The following is a 19,776-nucleotide window of genomic DNA, read 5'->3' on the forward strand; positions in this document are numbered from 1 at the left end:
TGACATATTGTCATTCAGTTTTCAATGTTCGTTTTAACAATTACATTTATTAATTGTATCAAATACTAATTATTTTTGTCAAGAACTTTTTTAATTTTTCTTTTCTTGAAGTTAATTAATATTTCAACAAATAATATCTTATAATAAATTGTTTTTATAATCAATAGTCAAAATTACACTTTCTTAACATTGTTTTAAACTAATTTACTTTGCGTTTTCAAACAATATCTTTTGTTTTTGACGACTTTTATATAATAGCAAGTTTATTATTGAACGTCAATGAATTTTATAATATAAAATCGTTTAATATTTCACACTAAATGTATTCATTATCTTTAATGAGTATTTTTTATACTAAAACTCTATGGTATTTTTTATTTAATATTTATCTTTTAAATTCTTTGATTACTTATAAACAAAAAAAGCAATGACATTAAAGTCATTGCCTAACTTTATTCTTTATTTTTACATTCTTCACACAATCCATAAATTTCCATTCGATGATGTGTTACGTCAAAGTTTGTAACGTGTTGAGCTAATTGTTCAATTTCATCCAATTGAGGATAGTGGAAATCTACTATTTTACCGCATCGTTCACAAATAACATGATAATGATTATGAGTATTAAAGTCGAACCTACTTGATGCATCTCCATAAGTCAATTCTTTTACAATACCTATCTTCTTAAATACTCTTAAATTGTTGTAAATTGTCGCAACACTTATATTAGGAAAATCAGGTGAAAGTGCTTGATAAATTTCATCCGCTGTAGGATGTGTATGTGAGCTAATTAAAAATCTAACAATAGCTTGTCTTTGAGGCGTGATACGAACGCCTGACTTTCTTAATGCTATTATAGCTTGTTCAAGCTCATGTTCAATTGATTCTATTTCTGCACTCATCATTTTCACCATCTTTCTACTTTATAATTATTATTATCTTATTAATAATATAACTACTTTCATACGGCATTGTCAATTATTCCATAAGTTTTATATTAATAGCCATCTTTTAAGTCTACTACGTTCTCACTTATTTCTTCTTTATTGAGAAAATGAGATAGATTTCTTTCAAATATTTTCGTTGCTTCCTTTTTATTTTCTTTATCATTACCAGTTATATGTGCAGTAATTGTCACGTTATCTAAATCATAAAGTGGATGTTCTGATTCTAGTGGTTCATTTTCGAATACATCCAAGTAAGCATGACGTATTAATTTTTCTTTAAGTATTTCAATTAAATCGTCTTCTTCTACTATAGTTCCTCTTCCTACATTAATAAATAAGGTATCTTCCTTCATTAATTGGAAGTGATGTTTGTTTAATAAATGATATGTTTCTTTGGTTTCTGGTAACGTATTAATTATTATATCCGCTTCTCCTAATAGTTCGTCTAATTCATTTATCTCATATGTTTGATTAAATCCTTCTTTTTGTTTTCCTGTTTTACTTACACCTATTATTTTCAATTCGAAAGGTGTCAATAACTTTACAGTATCTTGAGCAATAGCTCCAGTACCTAAAAATAAAATTGTTTCATCCTTTAAACGTTTACCTGTCAAAGTACTATCATAAATATGCTTTTGTTGATTAATAAATGATGTTTTCATTTTTTTATGATCATCTAATATAAAAGTTAGTATATATTCTGAAAGTTGCTTTGATTGTATTCCTCTAGTATTGGTTAAAATAATTCCTTTATTCTTAATATACTCTAATGGTAGATTGTTTACGCCTGTTGCATACCATGCAATCCACTTTAAATTCGGGCAAGACTTTATAAATCTTTCATTAATCTCCCCGTCATACCCTATCAATACCTCGAGTTCTTTTTTTTCATTATCTGGAATATTATCTGCTTTATCATAAAACAAAAATGAAATATCAGGATACTTTTCTATTAATTCATTTTCTATATTACCTAAACGTTTCAAGCTTACGATTTTCATTTATCTCACTCCAGCATTTGTTTTAATTCATCTATTTGTGTTTTAACTTTTACTTTTTCAATGATATTTGTAATATATCCCGCTTCATCTATTACAAACGTTGTTCTCACTATTCCCATATTTTCTTTTCCAAAACTTTTCTTCAAACGATATATTCCTACTGCCTTCGATAACTTAAATTCATCATCAACTAACAAATCAAAATTCAAATGATGCTTATTAATAAAGTTTTCGTGTTTTTTTCTAGAATCCCCGCTAATACCATAAACTTTAACTTTCATATCATTAAAGTATTGTATATTATCTCTAAAGTCACATGCTTCTGTTGTACACGTTGGTGTGTTATCTCGTGGGTAGAAATATAATATTGTTTTTTCTCCCATAATTTTTTCATTAGTAATTAATTCACCATTTTGATTCTCTAATTCAAATTTTGGAAAAAGATCTCCTATTTTTAACATCGTATCACTCATTTCTTCATATTATAATTATTATGTTACGATAGTAATGAATATTATTAAATAAGAAAGGTTGATACTCTATGAATTTCACTGAAAGTGAACGTCTTCAAAAGTTATCAAATGAATATATTTTAGGTGGAGTTAATTCTCCTTCACGCTCTTATAAAGCTGTTGGCGGAGGTGCTCCCGTAGTTATGCGTGAAGGTCATGGCGCTTATCTTTACGATGTCGATGGAAATAAGTACATTGATTATTTACAAGCATATGGTCCTATAATCACTGGTCATGCTCATCCTCATATTACTGAAGCTATCCAAGATCAAGCGGCTAAAGGTGTGTTATATGGTACACCGACTGAACTTGAAATTGATTTTAGTAAAAAATTACGAGCAGCTATTCCTTCATTAGAAAAAATTCGTTTTGTTAATTCTGGAACAGAAGCAGTAATGACTACAATTCGAGTTGCTAGAGCTTATACTAAAAGAAATAAGATTATTAAATTTGCGGGGTCTTATCATGGCCATTCTGATTTAGTATTAGTTGCTGCAGGAAGCGGACCTTCTCAATTAGGTTCTCCAGATTCAGCTGGTGTACCTGAAAGTGTCGCTAGAGAAGTCATTACTGTACCTTTCAATGACATTGAATCTTATAAAGAAGCCATGTCACATTGGGGAGATGAAGTAGCAGCTGTATTAGTAGAACCTATTGTAGGTAATTTTGGTATGGTAAAACCTCAACCAGGCTTTTTAGAAGAAGTTAACAACATCACTCATGAACATGGGGCTTTAGTGATTTACGATGAAGTCATCACTGCTTTCCGCTTCCATTATGGCGCTGCACAAGATTTATTAAATGTTTATCCAGATTTAACAGCATTTGGTAAAATTGTTGGTGGTGGATTACCAATCGGTGGCTACGGTGGCCGTCAAGATATCATGGAACATGTTGCTCCATTAGGCCCAGCATACCAAGCAGGAACAATGGCAGGTAACCCACTTTCAATGAGAGCAGGTATTGCATTACTTGAAGTTTTAGAGCAAGATGGTGTATATGAGAAATTAGATAATTTGGGTAAACGTTTAGAAGATGGTTTAAATAAACTTATCGAAAAACATCATATTACTGCAACAATTAATCGTATTTATGGATCGCTAACACTCTATTTTACAGATGAAAAAGTAACACACTACGAACAAGTAGAAAATTCTGATGGTGAGGCATTTGCAAAATTCTTTAAACTTATGCTTAACCAAGGTATTAATTTAGCACCTTCTAAATTTGAAGCATGGTTCTTAACTACTGAACACACTGAAGAAGATATTGATCGAACATTAGAAGCGGCTGACTATGCCTTCAGTCAAATGAAATAATATTTAAAATTTAACGGACCTAAGAATGTCATATCGTAAATATACATTCTTGGGTTTTTATATATGCGTATACTTGTATAGTTTTATTTGTTGAGTGTATACTAATTTAAAAATACATTAAACTATAAACTTGTTATTTAAAGGAGCGTTGTATTTGAAATTAGGCGCACGTATACTTAAAACTGGAATTGCTATCATTCTCGCCCTTTTTATCGCTTCTTTTTTACCTGATAATGTTGGTTTGAAATCTGTAGCAGGAATAAGTGCTATTTTTGCAATGCAACCTAATATATATCGTTCAATGAAAACGATATCTGAACAAGCTACAGGTAATTTAATCGGTGCTATATTAGCAGTGATTATGGTAACCATTTTTGGTAAAAACATTGTGATTATGGGTATCACAGTCATTCTATTAATCGCCATTTTATACAAATTAAACTTGGCGCATGTAGCAACATTAGCAGGTGTCACTGCGTTAATCATTATGGGGCAACATACAGGATCGTTTTATCTTGCAGCTACATTTAGATTTATTTTAGTAATGATTGGAGTTTTAAGTGCTTCACTTGTAAACCTAGTATTCTTACCTCCAAAATTCGAAACTAAAATTTATCATAATGCGGTTAATATTTCTTCCGACATATTTATATGGTTTAAACTTGTGATTAATGATACTTCTGAATATCATCAGATAAAAGAAGATGGTGAACAGTTAGAATCTCGCATCATAAAATTAGAACAAATCTATAACTATTATCACGAAGAACGTACGTTTACAAGAAAAGCTGCTTTCCAACAAAATCGTAAAAAGATATTATTTAAAGAGGTCGTTGGAACAACTCGACAAGCTTACGAAGTATTAAATCGTATGGCTAGATATCAAAATGATTTGCATAATACGAATCATAATTTATTATTTCAAATTAAATTAGAGTTAGATTCATTAACAGCGTATCATGAACAAATTTTAAAAAGTTTATCAAAAAAGGCGCGTTATAATGTAGATGATTTTGATAATCAAATTTTAAATCCTCAAAAGAAAAATCTTATGGATGCTTTTCAATATCAATTAATTCAAAATCCATATCAAGTAGAATATTCATATTCGAATATCATGCAAATTATCGCAGCTATTGAAGAATATCGATATTATTTAGAGCATTTAGATAGACTAAGATTAAGTTTCTTTACGTATCATCGTAATGACACGGATATTGAAATTCAAGATGAAGACTTTGATTTATAAAAATTAAATATCAATACTAAAAAAGACAAACTTAACTATCAAAGTTGAGTTTGTCTTTTTTAGTATTCATTATTTAGTTATAAATCTTGAATGCTATACAAATGTTCATATTCACCTTTTTTAGCAATCAGCTCTTTATGTGTACCCGTTTCAACGATTTGGCCATGCTGCATAACAATAATTTTATCTGCGTGTGTGATTGTTGATAATCTATGAGCTACAATAAGTGTAGTTCTATCTTTACTTAAAACATCTAATGCGTCTTGAATAATTGCTTCACTTTCTAAATCAAGTGCACTTGTCGCTTCATCTAAAATTAATATAGGTGGATTATTTAAGAAAATACGCGCAATAGATAAACGTTGCTTTTGGCCACCAGATAATTTTACGCCACGTTCTCCAACTTCAGTATCATAGCCATTCGGTAAATTCATAATAAAGTCGTGCGCATTTGCCATTTTAGCTGCTTCGATTATTTCTTCTTCAGTAGCATCAGGACGTCCTAATAAAATATTCTCTCTTACAGTATCAGAAAATAAAATATTGTCTTGTTGAACAAGTCCAATTTGATTTCTCAAGCTTCCTGTTAAATAATCTTTAATATTATGACTATCGATCAAAATTTCACCTTCACTTACATCATAAAAACGTGGAATAAGATTAATAAGCGTAGATTTACCTCCCCCGCTCATACCGACGAATGCTACTGTTTCACCTTTGTTTATATTTAAATTTATATTTTTTAAAACTAAAGATTCATCTTCATTATATTTAAAGCTTACATTTTTTAATTCAATATGTCCTTCTTTTATTTCAATAGGTTGTGCACCTTTTTTATTTTTAATGTCATAGTCTTCATCCATTAATTGAAAAATACGATCCATAGAGGCGAAACTTTGCGTTAAAGTTGTGAATGAAGAAACTAAACGTCTTAATGGTCCGAATAATTGTTCTAAATATCCTACAAAAGCTGCTAAGGTACCTACTGTAATTGAACCAGTGATTGCTAAATATGACCCTACTCCAATAACAATGATAGGACCTAAATCTGTGACTGTATTAATAGCTGCAAATGAATAGGCATTCCATGAAGTATGTTGAAACGCTCTACTTAAAAAGTTTTTATTTTTTTTATCAAAGTTTTTCGCTTCATTATCTTCAATTGCAAAGCTTTTTATTACAGACATACCTTGAACACGTTCATGTAAAAATCCTTGTACTTCCGCTAATGCTTGTGAACGTTTACGTGTTAATTTTCTTAAACGTCCAAAGAAAAAATATACTGTAAAGATATAAAAAGGAAAAATAATAATTGCTGCAAGTGTTAATTTAATATCTAAGAAGAACATAATAGAAAGCGCAATAATAATCGTTACACAGTCTAACCAAATATTCATTAACCCAGTTAAAATAAAGTCTTTCGTTTGTTCTACGTCATTAATTACTCTCGATATAACTTGTCCCACTTGATTATTTGCATAAAATCGAGCACTTAAAGCTTGTAAATGGTCATACAATTGCTTACGAATATCATATAAAATTTTATTACTCGTCCATTGTGCTAAATATTGTCGAAGGTATTCAATTGGCGGGCGCACAATTAAAAATATAAATAGAGTAATACCTATCGCTATAGCAAGATGATGGAATTTTTCATTGGTAGTTAATGTACCATTATTAATGACACCATCAATCGCATATTTAATTAATAATGGAATTAACATTGGAATACCAAATTTTATAATTCCAATAATAATCGTTGCGAAAATACGATATTTATATGGTTTAACAAATTCTAAATATCGTCGAATCACACTGACTCCTCCTTAATTTTATTATCAAAAAATGAATAGAGGTTGAACCCTCTATTCATAAACTCATTTATTTAAGAATAGGCAAGTAGTTTCAACCTCTTATTTATTACTCAAGTACTATAAACTAATTAATTACTATTTGCCTCAATTATGCTTAGTAATTACGAATTTTTTTATATCTTTGTTTCCAAACTTTTATAAAGTCAGGAGCGAAAGGACCTTTTTTCTGTTCTATCCATTGTTGTAAAATGTCTACATTTCTTCTGAGTATTACGTCTATTTCATGAGGATAATTCATTTGTTTCATATGTTGTTCATATTCATCCTCATCTAATAAATGATATTTACCATTTGGATAAACTTTAATATCTAAATCATAATCAATATATTTTAAAGCTTCTTCATCACATACAAAAGGCGAAGATAAATTACAGTAATAGTAAATACCATCTTCTCTAAACATGCAAATTACATTAAACCAATACTCAGAATGAAAGTACACGATTGCAGGCTCTCTAGTAATCCATGTACGTCCATCACTTTCAGTTACTAAGGTATGATCATTCCCACCAATGATGACGTGATCTGTTCCTTTTAAAATCGTTGTTTCAGACCATACTCTATGAATATTTCCATCATGTTTATAGCTTTGGATTTTTATATTTTCGCCTTCTTTAGGTATGGATTCTTTAACCATACTCCACACCACCTTTTAAAGTTTTTACAATTCGAATTATACCATATTTTTTTAAACTTCTTTAAAGAGATATAGAGAGATAATATGTTTTTCTATTTACCAACAATAAACTCATATATTTTACTCATTGATACTGGGAAAGAATAATCGTCTCGATTTTCTAAATCAAACCATTCCATAAAGTCTGGTAATTGTGCTGAGTCAATATTTATATCTTCAATCACACTATAAACATTTAAATTCCAAGTTTTATGTGTAAATTGATGCTTTAATTGAAATATTGCGTTCTCAGCTAAAGTTAATGACTGGTTTAACTTATATTCTAGTTTTTGAATCCCATTAGGACTTTCAAACATCGGAAATTGCCACATACCATTAAGTAGCTTTTCTTGACGTTTTTCAATCAGATATTGACCTTTCTGATTTCTGACTAAAAAAACCTCCTGATTAATTATTTTCTTAGCTTGCTTTTTAGTCTTGATAGGTAACTCTAACGTAGTTCCTTTTCGAAATGCTTCACAATTTTCCTGCACTGGACAAAATAGGCATAACGGATTCTTAGGTGTACATATTGTTGCACCTAATTCCATCATTGATTGATTAAACGTACCCGCTTCTTCTTGTACAAAAGGTTGAAGCTCTTTTTCAAATGATTTTCTAGTAGATTGTAATTTGATATCACGATAGTCATTATTAAGTCGAGTCCATACTCTAAACACATTTCCATCTACAGTAGCTAAAGGGCGATTAAAAGCAATACTCATTACAGCTGCTTGAGTATATGGACCTACTCCCTTTAATTCACCAAAAACTTTAGGGGATGATGGCACTTCACCATTATAATTATGATGTACTTCTTTAATTGCTGTATGAAAATTGCGGGCACGGCTATAATATCCAAGACCTTCCCAATACTTTAATACTTCATCTTCTTCTGCTTCACTTAACGCTTTAACTGTAGGAAATCGATGAATAAATTTATTGTAATAATCAATGACCGTTTTAACTTGTGTTTGTTGAAGCATAACTTCACTTAGCCATATATAATATGGATTAGTTGTTTCTCTCCAAGGCATTTCTCGTTGATTTTTCTCAAACCATGTCACAATATTATTTTTAAATGTCGTTTCATTTAACATTAAATTATCCTTTCTCTTACATAAAAAAATGTATAAGTTATAATACTTTCTAATATTTGATAAGTATCTTAATTTTGTTATTCTAATTTTTAGATTATAATATATATTAAATCAAGATGAAAAGAGTGAACTTTTATGGATACAGCCACTCATATTGCTATCGGCATTGGACTAACTGCTTTAGCTACACAAGACCCAGCAATGTCACATTCTATGACAGCTACTGCAACAACTTTAATTGCGGGTTCTTTAATACCTGATGGCGATACGGTTTTAAAATTAAAAAATAATGCAACTTATATTTCACATCATCGTGGTATTACACATTCCATACCCTTTACGATTTTATGGCCAATATTACTTGCTTTTATAATATACGTTATCTTTCCACATGTAGATGTGACTCATATATGGATGTGGGCTCAGTTAGCGGTCTTTTTACATGTTTTTGTAGATATCTTTAATTCATATGGTACACAAGCACTTAGACCTATATCAAATAAGTGGATACAACTCGGTGTAATCAATACATTCGATCCAATTATTTTTTTAATATTATGTATTGGAATCACGCTATGGTTATTAGGCATTCATCCATATCTAGTGTTCTTTCCAATTATTGGCGTTTTAATTATTTATTATATCGTTAGATTTAAAATGCAATCAATAATCAAATCTCAAGCGTTGAAACTCATTCATGATGAACATCATCCTGTGAAAATTTTTGTTGCACCTACTATGAAATTTATGGAATGGCGTGTAGCTATTCAAACTGAAAGCTATGATTATGTAGGTAGAGCTTATGGTCGTAATATAACGTTTAGTGATAAAGTAAAACGTCAACAATTCTCATCTGATACACTTTTATGGCAAATAAAAAGTAATCCTGAAATAAGAACGTTTTTAAAATTCTCTTCTATCTATCGTTGGCAAATACGTAAACTTGATGATCAAACAACTGAGATAAGATTGATAGATTTACGTTATCTAAATAAAGGACATTATTCTTTTGCAGCAATTGCACATCTTACTCAAGATCAAAAAATTGACCATTCCTATATTGGATGGGTATTTACAGAAGAAAAACTTCAAAAAAAATTGTACTCTCATTAATCTATTAACTTTAACTATAATTTAAACAACCCCTAGATGACTTATTGACAGTCATTTAGGGGTTATTATTATAAAATTATAAAAAATATATGTTATTTATAACGATTCACTCATATATTAAATATATTCATATTTCTTATGGGCAACAAGTCGAGTTAAAATAAAATTGATAACTCCAATTAATACTAAAAAAGCAATAAAATAAATATGATACACAATATTGTACATATTTACAGCTCCAAAAACAATTGAAGATGATAATCCGTCAATCAAATAATATAATGGATTAATTTTTAATATTTGATCAATCATATTTGCCTTATTGTTAGGTATAAAAATGATAGGTACTAAAAAGAATAACACAATTGTTGCTACCACATAAAATTTAAATACTTTTTTACTTATTAAAGTCAATAAACTTAATGTTATTGATATAAAAACAATAAATATAATCGACATTAGTATAAAATAAACAAAAGATATCACCGATGTTTCAAGGTTTACTGGCTTAAAGATTGATGTAATCAATGATAAAACACAGATGATGATAGCCCCTATCAGTGCATTAAGGATGGGCGTAATAATAGGTGTGAGTTGAAATGATTTAGCAATAAGATAATCATACTTATATAATTTGAATGATTTATATATAATATAAGCAATGGTTACAAAAGTATAGAACGCAATCATTCGATATATCCATTGGGCCTTTTCAATTTCTTCTGTATTAAATAAATACATCACTCCAATTATGATACTAATGATAATTAATTGTATTAAAAATAAAATCACATCATATTTCCAAGTCTCTTTTACTTTTGCTTTAGCCAAATGTAAAAGAGATGGAAAATGTTTAAAATATAATATTAACTTATCTATCATGTTTACACCTACAATTCGATATAAATCCATTTACTATTTTTCATATCTGCAATTAAATATCCATTATTTAATTTTGAAATCCATACATTACTTTTAATATTAAATTTACGCTCTAATTTTGATTTATCTACTATAGGAAATACAAAACCAGTTAACTTATCCTCATCATTAAATAACATTTTAATAGGTTGTTGTGTAATAGGCACCACAAATCGTTGATCTTTTTCAGGAACAAGCGTCTTTTTCACTTGCTTATGTGGTTTATGTAATTGAGTATTAAAATAATCAACATACTTACTGTAGTTTGACTTCATATAAGGCGCTAAAGTACTAAATTTATGCGTTTCATATAATGCAGCAGGATTAAAATAATAAATTTTGTTCTTACCTACTTCATATGTATCATCATCGACAATTAAGCGGTATTTTGAAGCACTTTCTCCAGTAATCGTCACAAAAGAATATTTTGGCATTTCAATATCTTGATGATTTGATAATGTCACTTCATCATGTAGAACAATTCCATAAGACAATTTATTTTCAAAAGAATCCGTGTCTTGATTTTGAACTTTCTTCTGAGATTCGTTGATAGGAATTTCAATTTTCCCTATATTATTCACTACCAGTGCGCCAAGTAACACTAAGACGATTAACGTTGAAACTAAAAGCGTCCAAAATTTAACTATAAAATCCGGAACTTTAACATGTTTGTATCGTTCGACTCTTTTAAAGTTATAACTCATTTCCGGCAATCTACTTCTACTTTTCTTCCAATCCAAATCAAAATTCTTAAGTGTTTCTTCATCTTCGATACTTAATCTATCTCTTTCATGATCATTAAATACTGGTAAAACGTCATTTAAAGACCCTTCCATACGCACTTGTCCGTGAGAAATCCATGTAACATAGTTACTTACTTGAGATATTTTAGAAATATCATCGTCTACAAATATAATTGATAAGTCATTAGACACATAGTCTTTTGAAAGTTGTTTCGCCTTATTTAAAAAAGCTTCATCAAGATATTCGAGAATATGACTTAAAATAATAATTTCTGTTTTACAAACTCTTGCAACACTTAAAATCAATTGCGCATACTCAGAGTGACTAAGTTTATTCACTTGAATCGAAGATTTATCATCTAAATGCGCATATTTAATAATTTGATCGACAATATGTGAAGACGTCTCGTAATTAAATAAGCATTGTGTTTCTTCAATATAACTTTTAACAGACATATTTAATAAATGTTTGTTTTTTATATCTCCATAATAAATACTTGCTGATTGTACAACTTTCCCTCTATCAGGTGCAATATCTTGTGCCATAATTCTTCCAATCAATGTTTTGGATGAACCAGGTTCTCCTATGAGTGCAAGAGCTTCTCCTTGATAAATGTGTAAAGTTATTTTATTTAATTCTATGTCTTCCGCGCCATATCCAAACGGCAAATACCACTTTCTATTCTTTTGGTTTCTATAGTATTGTGTAACATTTAATAATTTTAAAACGATTGAACTTCCCATTTGTGTTACATCCTTCTAAATTTTTAATAATGCAATGGGTAAACCCTCTTCAGGATTCGTACTATTTATTCTATAACCCCAAGCAAAAACCCCTTTTAAACGTTCAACTTTAAAGTATTGTTCACTACCATCATTTAATTTATACATTCTGCCTATATTAATTTTAGAACGATCGACTAAATAACTCTCAGCTACAATGACTTTACTTTCATAAACATCATATTCATTCATTATGCCATTCATTTCAGCTTTACGCATTTTTTCTTTACATAATTGTATTTCATGTCTCAATTCCTGTTCAGACATTTCACTTAATCTTTTGTCACTCATCTAAAATACCACTTTCTGCTAATTTAATTTTTATTTTATCATAATTATATCCTTTTCTCATAAGTGCTTCTATTGTTTTCATTTTTAATGTATTACCATCATATTTACGACATTGTTTATTATAAACTTTTTCTAAATCCTTTTGTAATAAGTCATCTAGCACTTCTTCGTCTTGAGCAAAGTCTAACTCATTAAGTACATATTGTGCAGTTTCTATTGTATATCCTTTTTGGATTAAGCTATGCATTACTTTTTGCTTTACTTTAACAACAGGACCTTTTTTAGTTTTCATTATTTTTTTAGCAACATGAATGATAGATTCTATAGGTTGCTCTTCTTCATATCGTTTAACATATCTATCTATAATATTAGGTTCTACTCCAACTTGGTATAGTTTTTGTTTAAATACTTCAGGTCCTTTATCTGTTGTGTTGATCATTGTATTTTTTAAACTTTCAGCATAATCTTCATGATTAATATATTGCTCTTTATAACAATATTCAATCACTTTTTCTACTGCCATTTCATTAATATCATTCTTTTTCAAATAATCACTAACTTCTTTTTCAGTTCGTTTTTTATATGATAAATATTGTATTGCCATATTAACTCCTAGACGATAGTGTTCGTATTTTTGAATTTTTTCCATTTCTGCAGCATCTATCATTTGATTCTTTTTCAAATTGAATTTAACGAGTGTATCTATATCAATTCCCATTTCAAATGCTTCGTCAAGAAAGAGATTAAATCGTTCTTTATTATTTTTTTGAACTTCTATTTTAGTAATTTTCGGCATCATTATTCTCCTCATACTAATTAAAAATTGTATTTTAATAATATATTTATTTTATAACAGAAAATCTAACACATATAGTATTTGATATTAAAAAAGAGCGAAATGGAAGTTTATTTATTCTCATTCTCACTCTTAGTTTATATTTAATTAAATTGTTATATTACTATATTAATAATTATTAAGTTGCGATAAGGCTTCTTGATATTGACTGTCAGAAATATAATTCTGTTGTCTCATTTTTTCTAAATTCACTTTAATTCGATTCTTGAAATTATTTGATACGTTATTAATATCATATACACTTGGGGCATTAACTTTACTTGCTAGCATTGCACTTTGTAATACAGTAATAATCGGATAACTACTATTATTTTGATTTGTAGTTGCACCAAAATAGTAATTTGCTGCACTTTCAATATCATATTGATTATTACCATAGTAAATATTATTCAAATAAAAACTTAATATCTGATTTTTACTGTATTGCTGTTCAACTTTATGCGCGACAAATAATTCTTTTAGTTTACGTGTAAATGAACGTTCATTATTGTAATAATAATTTTTTACAGTTTGTTGAGTAATGGTGCTCCCGCCTTGTACCTCACGTTCACCAATCGTTGAAAATAATGCACGTGTTGTCCCTTTGATATCGAATCCATGATGTTTAGAAAAACGTTCATCTTCCATAGATATAAATGCGCCCTTAACATAATTCGGCATATTGTCTGATGATACAAAATTACTCTTATTTTCAATCGTTTGTAAATCATCGACATTCGCTCTAGATGATAAAAAATACATTAATCCAGTAAACAAAGCAAATATAATCAGAAATATAATAAACATTCTTAGAAAGAGCCGTTTACTTTTCTTCTTTTTCGGTGGTGAACCCACAGGTTGATAATAGGTATTATAATAAGGCTCATTTTGATAATAAGTTGTTTTCTCTTTTGGATAGTTATCTCTTTGTCTTCTTTTCATGGGATTGCTCCTTTACTTAAAGGTCACTCTATAATTGAGAGTTTAACAGTAAGTATTATTTTTATCTATATAAACAATCAAAAATCAGTCTCAAGGTGTATCATTGGTTTTTATATCGCTCAAATTTTCAAGTTACTTTGAAGAAGATAGAGAAGGATTTTTTAAAGATGGATAAGCGGATTTAAAAAACGATATTAAGTTCATAAATATATGAATTTTTAAAAGTAACATTTAAAACGTATTTTCTCCATTTCTAGAAAACAAGGAAAACAAATCAATCAGACGCTTATGAATTGACACGACTTGTAATGATACATTCTCAGTTTCATTGGAGCCTATCCAGAATACAGTTACATTGTAATTCAATCATCGACTATCAACACATTAAAAATGCCTGAGACAATTACACATGTCTCAGGCTCAAATATAACTTTCAAAAAGTTATTTTAAATTAATCATTTAATTTTTTAACGATTTCTCTATTGAAATCATCTAAATCATCAGGTACACGACTTGTTACAATATTATTATCAACTACTACTGATTCATCAACAACATTGGCACCTGCATTTGATAAATCTTTACGAACATTTAATACTGCAGTTAAAGTGCGACCATTTAAATCATCAGTATCAATTAAAACTTGAGGTCCGTGACAAATAGCAAATGTTGGAACATCATTTTTAGTAAAGTATTTTGCAAATGTTCCATAACGTCCTTCTGCATCTCCACGTAAATTATCTGGAGAGAAACCACCAGGAATTAATATTGCATCATAATTTTCTGGTTTAGCATCAGCAATACTTACATTTACTGTAACTTTTTCGCCATGTTTCCCAACAACTTCAGCGTTCGCAGTATCTCCAATAACTTCAGTTTCAAATCCTGCTTCTTCTAATGCTTCTTTAGGACTTGTTAATTCTATATCTTCAAATTCATCAGCTAAAATAATTGCTACTTTTTTAGTCATAACCAAAATCACCTTTTCTTTCGTTTTATTATATTTAATTATAGACAAATTTAAGATGGTTTAAACATAAATATTAAATTTAGTTAAAAACTTTTTCATACTCCACAATTACTTAGAAACTAACTTAACTTTTTCTTCTAATTGATCTAATAATCCAATCCATTCATCAATATCTTTTACACTTACTTCATCAGGATTAACGTGGTCAATATCTTCTAAAAATTTAGACAATCTTGTTTTAATTTGTTCAATAGTTTGTTTTTCATCCATCGGAATTTAACTCCTTATATATAATATTTTTAGCTTTTATTCATAACTATCCTAACAAAATTTGACAAAAAGAGATATAATTCTAATAATATTTATTGTAATTTTATAAAGAAGAATGTTTTAAAAGTTTAGGAGTTTTTATAATGACAACATCAAAAATTAAACAAGCAATCTCAATTTATAATGATCCGTGGGAAGCTTATAATGATATTAAACAATTCGATCAACTCACTTTGAGTAATGTAGAATTTACCACAACAAATTTATGTAATATGAGATGTAGTCACTGTGCAGTTGGTTATACATTACAAACAAAAGATCCTGATCCATTACCTATGAATCTTATTTATCAACGTTTAGATGAAATTCCCAATTTACGTACTATGTCGATTACAGGTGGAGAACCTATGTTTTCAAAGAAATCTATAAATAATGTTGTTAAACCATTATTGAAATATGCGCATCAAAGAGGCATATATGTGCAAATGAATTCTAATTTAACGTTACCTCAAGATCGATATCTAGAAATTGCTGAGTATATTGATGTCATGCACATTTCTCATAATTGGGGTACCATCCAAGAATTTGCAGAGGTGGGCTTTGGCGCAATGAAAAAACAACCTCCTTTAAAAGCAAAGTTAAAATTATATGAACAAATGCTAGATAATGCTAGTACATTATCTGACCAAGGGATGTTTGTTTCAGCAGAAACAATGTTAAATCAAAATACCCTACCACATTTAGAAAACATACATAAAGAAATTGTTAATGATATGAAGTGTAGTCGTCATGAAGTTCATCCTATGTATCCAGCAGATTTTGCAAGTCAACTCAATGTATTATCATTAAAAGACATGAAGCAAGCTATTCATCATTTATTAGACATTCGTGATAAAAATACTTGGATGTTATTTGGTACTCTCCCAATCTATCCTTGCATAAACGATGAAAATGACCAACTTTTACTTGAACGATTAAGAAATGAAAAAAATGTTACTGTTCGAAATGACCCAGATGGCCGTAGTCGCTTAAATGTAAATGTATTTAGTGGGGACGTTATTGTAACAGATTTTGGTGATGAAAACGGAACAATTTCTAATATTAAAAATGATAAGCTCACAGATGTATTTGATGCTTGGTTATCAACAGATTTAGCAAAATCTTTAAATTGTCATTGTGAAGCTTTCCAATGTTTAGGACCAAATGTATTAGTTAAAAATATGTATTATCCAAATACAAACTTTAGAGAAAATGAAATCGCAATGCACACTGAACATAGTTTTCAATAAAATTAAAAGAAACTGGGACATAATTCCTAGCAAAATAGCCAGTAAATGAGTTTATTGTAAACTCATTTACTGGCTTCTTTCTTTATAATACTGCGTATTGTTGGCTCGCTTTCTTAGGGCACAACTTCAGCCTGTAGTCTTTAGCATATCCTATTGCCTCAAGAGTCTCACCAAAACACTTTGTATTTATATGTAATTTTACATTGAATTATTTTTAAAAAACAAGGCCCTAAAACCCTTTCGTATAATTTAAAGTCAATACATATAATTTATATCATATGTATTGACTTTTATTATAAATCTTAAATATCTTCTATGTGCTGTGCTTCAGATAAAAATTCAATGGTTTTTTTACTTTCTTCACGTCGTTCTTTTCTTCGTTGAACACGTTTTGGTGCTCCTTCATAGAACCACTTTTCTATTTTAGTTTCAGGGTACACTTTAGGAATACGTGTTGGTTTTCCATTTTCATCTAGGGCAACAAATGTTAAAAAGCTCAATGCTGCTAAATGTCTTTCCTTATTTAGCACATCTTCAATAATAATTTGCACACAAATTTCCATTGAACTTGATCCTGCGTAACTTACCATTGCTTCATAAGACGTAATATCCCCTGTTTTTATAGGTCTTAAAAAATCCACCGAGTCAGTAGAAGCAGTAACCACTTGTGCATTCGCATGTTTCATAGCTGTAATTGCAGCTATTTCATCAATATTAGCCATCAATGATCCACCAAACATTGTATGGTGATGATTGGTATCTTGAGGAAATACTTGTCGTGTTTTTATACTTTTTGATTCAGACATAGATTTTTTATTAACTTGAGAATTTGACATACTTTATTTCTCCTATTCCTAATTTAAATGAGTTATTGTGCCCAATTCCCATTTTCGAAAACTAATTCTTTAGAGCCGTCTTCTAAAATACCATAAATCGTTAGATCTGAACTTCCAATCATAAAGTCCACATGAACATTAGAATCATTTAATCCACTTGCTATTTTTTCTTCAGTAGACATTTCTGTACCGCCTTTAATATTAAACCCGTAGGCTGAACCAATAGCAAGATGACAAGATGCATTTTCATCAAATAAAGTATTATAAAAAATGGTATTACGATTTGAAATTGGCGAATCATCTGGAACTAGAGCAACTTCTCCTAATCGCTTAGAACCTTCATCTGTGCTAATTAAATCTTTTAAAACTTCTTCACCTTTTTCTGCTTTAACATCGATAATTTCACCATTTTTAAATGTTAAAGTGAATCCATCAATAATATTACCATTATAACTTAATGGTAATTTATTAGTTACATAGCCATCTACATGATTTCTATCTGGTGCAGTAAATACTTCTTCCGTTGGGATGTTTGCAATAAATGGTTGTTGATTTCCATTTACATAGCTCGTTGCATCTTCCCAAATATGTCCTTTTGGTAGCCCTACTGTTAAATCAGTGCCTTCAGACATATAATGTAATGCTTTATAATTTTTTTCTTGAAGTTTATTTGCATGTACACTTAGAGATTTCACATGTTGCTCCCAATTTGTGATTGGGTCATTTCCATCCACACGTACAATTTCAAATACTTCATCGATAAATTGGCTGTATGCTTCTTCTTCAGGCAAATTAGGATATACACGTTTTGCCCATGCTTTAGATGGAAATGCAGCTACTACCCATGGAAATGCATTCTTTTGGCTACCTTCCATATACCCTTTGAATGCTTGTCCATAATTAAACTGAGATGCTTTTAATTTTTCTGAATCAATGCCATTTAATAAGTCTGGATCACCGGAAATAAGCGCTAAATTCGCTGCTCCTCTATGAGCATAATCCATACGCTCTTCAACATCATAAGCTTTAACAGCATGGTTTTCAAAATAATCAACAGATTCATTTTCATATTTTAAACGTTCTAAAATAGGATCTGAATATACCACTCTTACATCTGAAGCGCCTTCTTGATAGGCTACTTCGACAATTAAGCGCGTTAATTCTATAGTTTCTACAGAAGTTCTTATAAACACAGGTTGATTTTGTTGAACGTTCATACCTACCTTTACTAATAATTCTGCATATTGTTTTAATTTGTCTTGATAATCTTGATTGGCCATTTAAATTCTCCTTACTCGTGACGTAAATTACCTAATTCATCAGCAATTGCTGTAATTTCACTTGGTGAAAATGAATCTTTAGACATAACAAAATCATGAATGTCTTTAATATCCTTTGTATCTGTATCTTTAAATTTTTCTGGATTAATTAAAGATTGATTTACAATATTTAATTTTTTTCGAATATTTTTAATCATTTGTTCATTATTCTGTGCCATTTGTTTCACCTCTTTATTATCATATTTTATCAAAGTATAAAAATTTATTAAACTTTTATAGAAATTAGTAAAATTATGGCTTTATAAATGTTAAAAATAACTATAAAATAGTTTATATATTAAAGTTTGGAGGAGTACAAGATGGTAGATGTAGCTTTTGTATGTCTTGGAAATATTTGCCGTTCTACAATGGCTGAAGCAATCATGCGTCAACGATTAAAAGAACGCGGTATTTCTGATGTTATTGTACATTCTAGGGGTACTGGACGTTGGAATTTAGGTGAACCTCCTCATCAAGGTACTCAAAAAATTCTGAAACAACACCATATACCTTTTGATGGTATTGTTAGTGAATTATTTGAACCTGATGATGATTTTGATTATATTATCGCTATGGACCAAAGTAATGTGGATAATATTAAATCAATTAATCCCAATCTTAAAGGTCAATTGTTCAAATTGCTAGAATTTAGTAACATGGAAGAGACTGATGTGCCTGATCCTTATTACACAAATAATTTTGAAGGTGTATATGACATGGTACAATCATCTTGTGACAATTTAATAGATTTCATCGTAAAAGATGCTAATTTGAAAGAGGGGTAAC

The 19,776-nt window shown here is 29.5% G+C and carries 21 protein-coding genes; 5 read left to right on the forward strand and 16 right to left on the reverse strand.

The window, feature by feature from the left end; all coding sequences use genetic code 11:
• Positions 1–452: 452 nt before the first annotated feature.
• The 3 genes from perR to HMPREF2561_RS03350 form a co-directional block, all read right to left on the reverse strand.
• On the reverse strand, positions 453–902 hold the full coding sequence (gene perR, locus HMPREF2561_RS03340; protein WP_017175209.1) for a peroxide-responsive transcriptional repressor PerR: 450 nt from the start codon (positions 900–902) through the stop codon (positions 453–455).
• A 95-nt stretch (positions 903–997) separates the two neighbouring features.
• Positions 998–1,948: a phosphoglycerate dehydrogenase gene (locus HMPREF2561_RS03345; protein ID WP_017175210.1), complete on the reverse strand. Its 951-nt coding sequence runs from the start codon at positions 1,946–1,948 to the stop codon at positions 998–1,000.
• A 5-nt stretch (positions 1,949–1,953) separates the two neighbouring features.
• Complete coding sequence (locus tag HMPREF2561_RS03350) at positions 1,954–2,409, reverse strand: peroxiredoxin (RefSeq protein ID WP_017175211.1); 456 nt, start codon at positions 2,407–2,409, stop codon at positions 1,954–1,956.
• Between the two features lie 80 nt (positions 2,410–2,489).
• On the opposite strand from HMPREF2561_RS03350, the gene HMPREF2561_RS03355 reads away from it, so the two are divergent.
• Positions 2,490–3,779: a glutamate-1-semialdehyde 2,1-aminomutase gene (locus HMPREF2561_RS03355; protein WP_017175212.1), complete on the forward strand. Its 1,290-nt coding sequence runs from the start codon at positions 2,490–2,492 to the stop codon at positions 3,777–3,779.
• A 154-nt stretch (positions 3,780–3,933) separates the two neighbouring features.
• Positions 3,934–5,028, forward strand: a complete 1,095-nt coding sequence (locus HMPREF2561_RS03360) for an FUSC family protein (RefSeq protein ID WP_017175213.1) — start codon at positions 3,934–3,936, stop codon at positions 5,026–5,028.
• Between the two features lie 77 nt (positions 5,029–5,105).
• Here the strand turns inward: HMPREF2561_RS03360 and HMPREF2561_RS03365 are convergent, their stop codons facing one another.
• The 3 genes from HMPREF2561_RS03365 to mutY all read right to left on the reverse strand — a co-directional run bounded on the left by HMPREF2561_RS03365 (position 5,106) and on the right by mutY (position 8,678).
• A complete protein-coding gene (locus HMPREF2561_RS03365) occupies positions 5,106–6,842 on the reverse strand; it encodes an ABC transporter ATP-binding protein (RefSeq protein WP_017175214.1) in 1,737 nt (578 codons plus the stop codon).
• A gap of 154 nt (positions 6,843–6,996) precedes the next feature.
• The gene (locus HMPREF2561_RS03370; protein WP_017175215.1) at positions 6,997–7,539 is read right to left on the reverse strand and encodes a nucleoside tri-diphosphate phosphatase; all 543 of its coding nucleotides are present in this window, start codon (positions 7,537–7,539) and stop codon (positions 6,997–6,999) included.
• Between the two features lie 92 nt (positions 7,540–7,631).
• On the reverse strand, positions 7,632–8,678 hold the full coding sequence (mutY, locus tag HMPREF2561_RS03375) for an A/G-specific adenine glycosylase (RefSeq protein ID WP_017175216.1): 1,047 nt from the start codon (positions 8,676–8,678) through the stop codon (positions 7,632–7,634).
• Positions 8,679–8,813: 135 nt separating this feature from the next.
• Here mutY and HMPREF2561_RS03380 point away from each other — a divergent pair, with 135 nt between their 5' ends.
• Complete coding sequence (locus HMPREF2561_RS03380; protein ID WP_017175217.1) at positions 8,814–9,791, forward strand: metal-dependent hydrolase; 978 nt, start codon at positions 8,814–8,816, stop codon at positions 9,789–9,791.
• Positions 9,792–9,908: 117 nt separating this feature from the next.
• Here the strand turns inward: HMPREF2561_RS03380 and HMPREF2561_RS03385 are convergent, their stop codons facing one another.
• From HMPREF2561_RS03385 to HMPREF2561_RS10700, 7 genes are all read right to left on the reverse strand, one after another.
• On the reverse strand, positions 9,909–10,673 hold the full coding sequence (locus HMPREF2561_RS03385; RefSeq protein WP_019835724.1) for a teichoic acid transporter: 765 nt from the start codon (positions 10,671–10,673) through the stop codon (positions 9,909–9,911).
• An 8-nt stretch (positions 10,674–10,681) separates the two neighbouring features.
• Positions 10,682–12,199 carry an ATP-binding cassette domain-containing protein gene (locus tag HMPREF2561_RS03390; RefSeq protein WP_017175219.1) on the reverse strand — a complete coding sequence of 506 codons (1,518 nt, stop codon included), beginning with the start codon at positions 12,197–12,199 and terminating at the stop codon, positions 10,682–10,684.
• A 15-nt stretch (positions 12,200–12,214) separates the two neighbouring features.
• Positions 12,215–12,529, reverse strand: coding sequence for a YfhH family protein (locus HMPREF2561_RS03395; protein ID WP_002455132.1), 315 nt, complete (start codon positions 12,527–12,529; stop codon positions 12,215–12,217).
• Positions 12,522–13,325, reverse strand: coding sequence for a recombination regulator RecX (gene recX / locus HMPREF2561_RS03400; protein WP_017175220.1), 804 nt, complete (start codon positions 13,323–13,325; stop codon positions 12,522–12,524). The genes HMPREF2561_RS03395 and recX overlap by 8 nt, the downstream gene beginning before the upstream one ends.
• A gap of 168 nt (positions 13,326–13,493) precedes the next feature.
• Complete coding sequence (gene sgtB / locus HMPREF2561_RS03405) at positions 13,494–14,306, reverse strand: monofunctional peptidoglycan glycosyltransferase SgtB (RefSeq protein WP_017175221.1); 813 nt, start codon at positions 14,304–14,306, stop codon at positions 13,494–13,496.
• A 451-nt stretch (positions 14,307–14,757) separates the two neighbouring features.
• Entirely contained in the window at positions 14,758–15,276 is a 519-nt protein-coding gene (locus tag HMPREF2561_RS03410; RefSeq protein WP_017175222.1) for a type 1 glutamine amidotransferase domain-containing protein, read from the reverse strand.
• Between the two features lie 108 nt (positions 15,277–15,384).
• A complete protein-coding gene (locus tag HMPREF2561_RS10700; RefSeq protein WP_002450046.1) occupies positions 15,385–15,546 on the reverse strand; it encodes an SE1561 family protein in 162 nt (53 codons plus the stop codon).
• A gap of 143 nt (positions 15,547–15,689) precedes the next feature.
• On the opposite strand from HMPREF2561_RS10700, the gene yfkAB reads away from it, so the two are divergent.
• Positions 15,690–16,835 (forward strand): radical SAM/CxCxxxxC motif protein YfkAB, encoded by a 1,146-nt coding sequence (gene yfkAB, locus HMPREF2561_RS03415; protein ID WP_049420015.1) that lies wholly within the window; start codon positions 15,690–15,692, stop codon positions 16,833–16,835.
• Positions 16,836–17,137: 302 nt separating this feature from the next.
• Here the strand turns inward: yfkAB and HMPREF2561_RS03420 are convergent, their stop codons facing one another.
• From HMPREF2561_RS03420 to HMPREF2561_RS03430, 3 genes are read right to left on the reverse strand one after another with little or no spacing between them, the layout of a single operon-like run.
• Positions 17,138–17,671: an acyl-CoA thioesterase gene (locus HMPREF2561_RS03420; RefSeq protein WP_017175224.1), complete on the reverse strand. Its 534-nt coding sequence runs from the start codon at positions 17,669–17,671 to the stop codon at positions 17,138–17,140.
• A 32-nt stretch (positions 17,672–17,703) separates the two neighbouring features.
• On the reverse strand, positions 17,704–18,951 hold the full coding sequence (locus HMPREF2561_RS03425; RefSeq protein WP_070468339.1) for an aminopeptidase: 1,248 nt from the start codon (positions 18,949–18,951) through the stop codon (positions 17,704–17,706).
• Positions 18,952–18,962: 11 nt separating this feature from the next.
• Positions 18,963–19,169, reverse strand: coding sequence for a DUF1128 domain-containing protein (locus tag HMPREF2561_RS03430; protein ID WP_002450082.1), 207 nt, complete (start codon positions 19,167–19,169; stop codon positions 18,963–18,965).
• A gap of 141 nt (positions 19,170–19,310) precedes the next feature.
• On the opposite strand from HMPREF2561_RS03430, the gene HMPREF2561_RS03435 reads away from it, so the two are divergent.
• On the forward strand, positions 19,311–19,775 hold the full coding sequence (locus HMPREF2561_RS03435) for a low molecular weight protein-tyrosine-phosphatase (protein WP_049335620.1): 465 nt from the start codon (positions 19,311–19,313) through the stop codon (positions 19,773–19,775).
• Position 19,776: the final 1 nt, after the last annotated feature.

Source organism: Staphylococcus sp. HMSC069E10 (genome assembly GCF_001809205.1).
GTDB lineage: Bacteria > Bacillota > Bacilli > Staphylococcales > Staphylococcaceae > Staphylococcus > Staphylococcus hominis.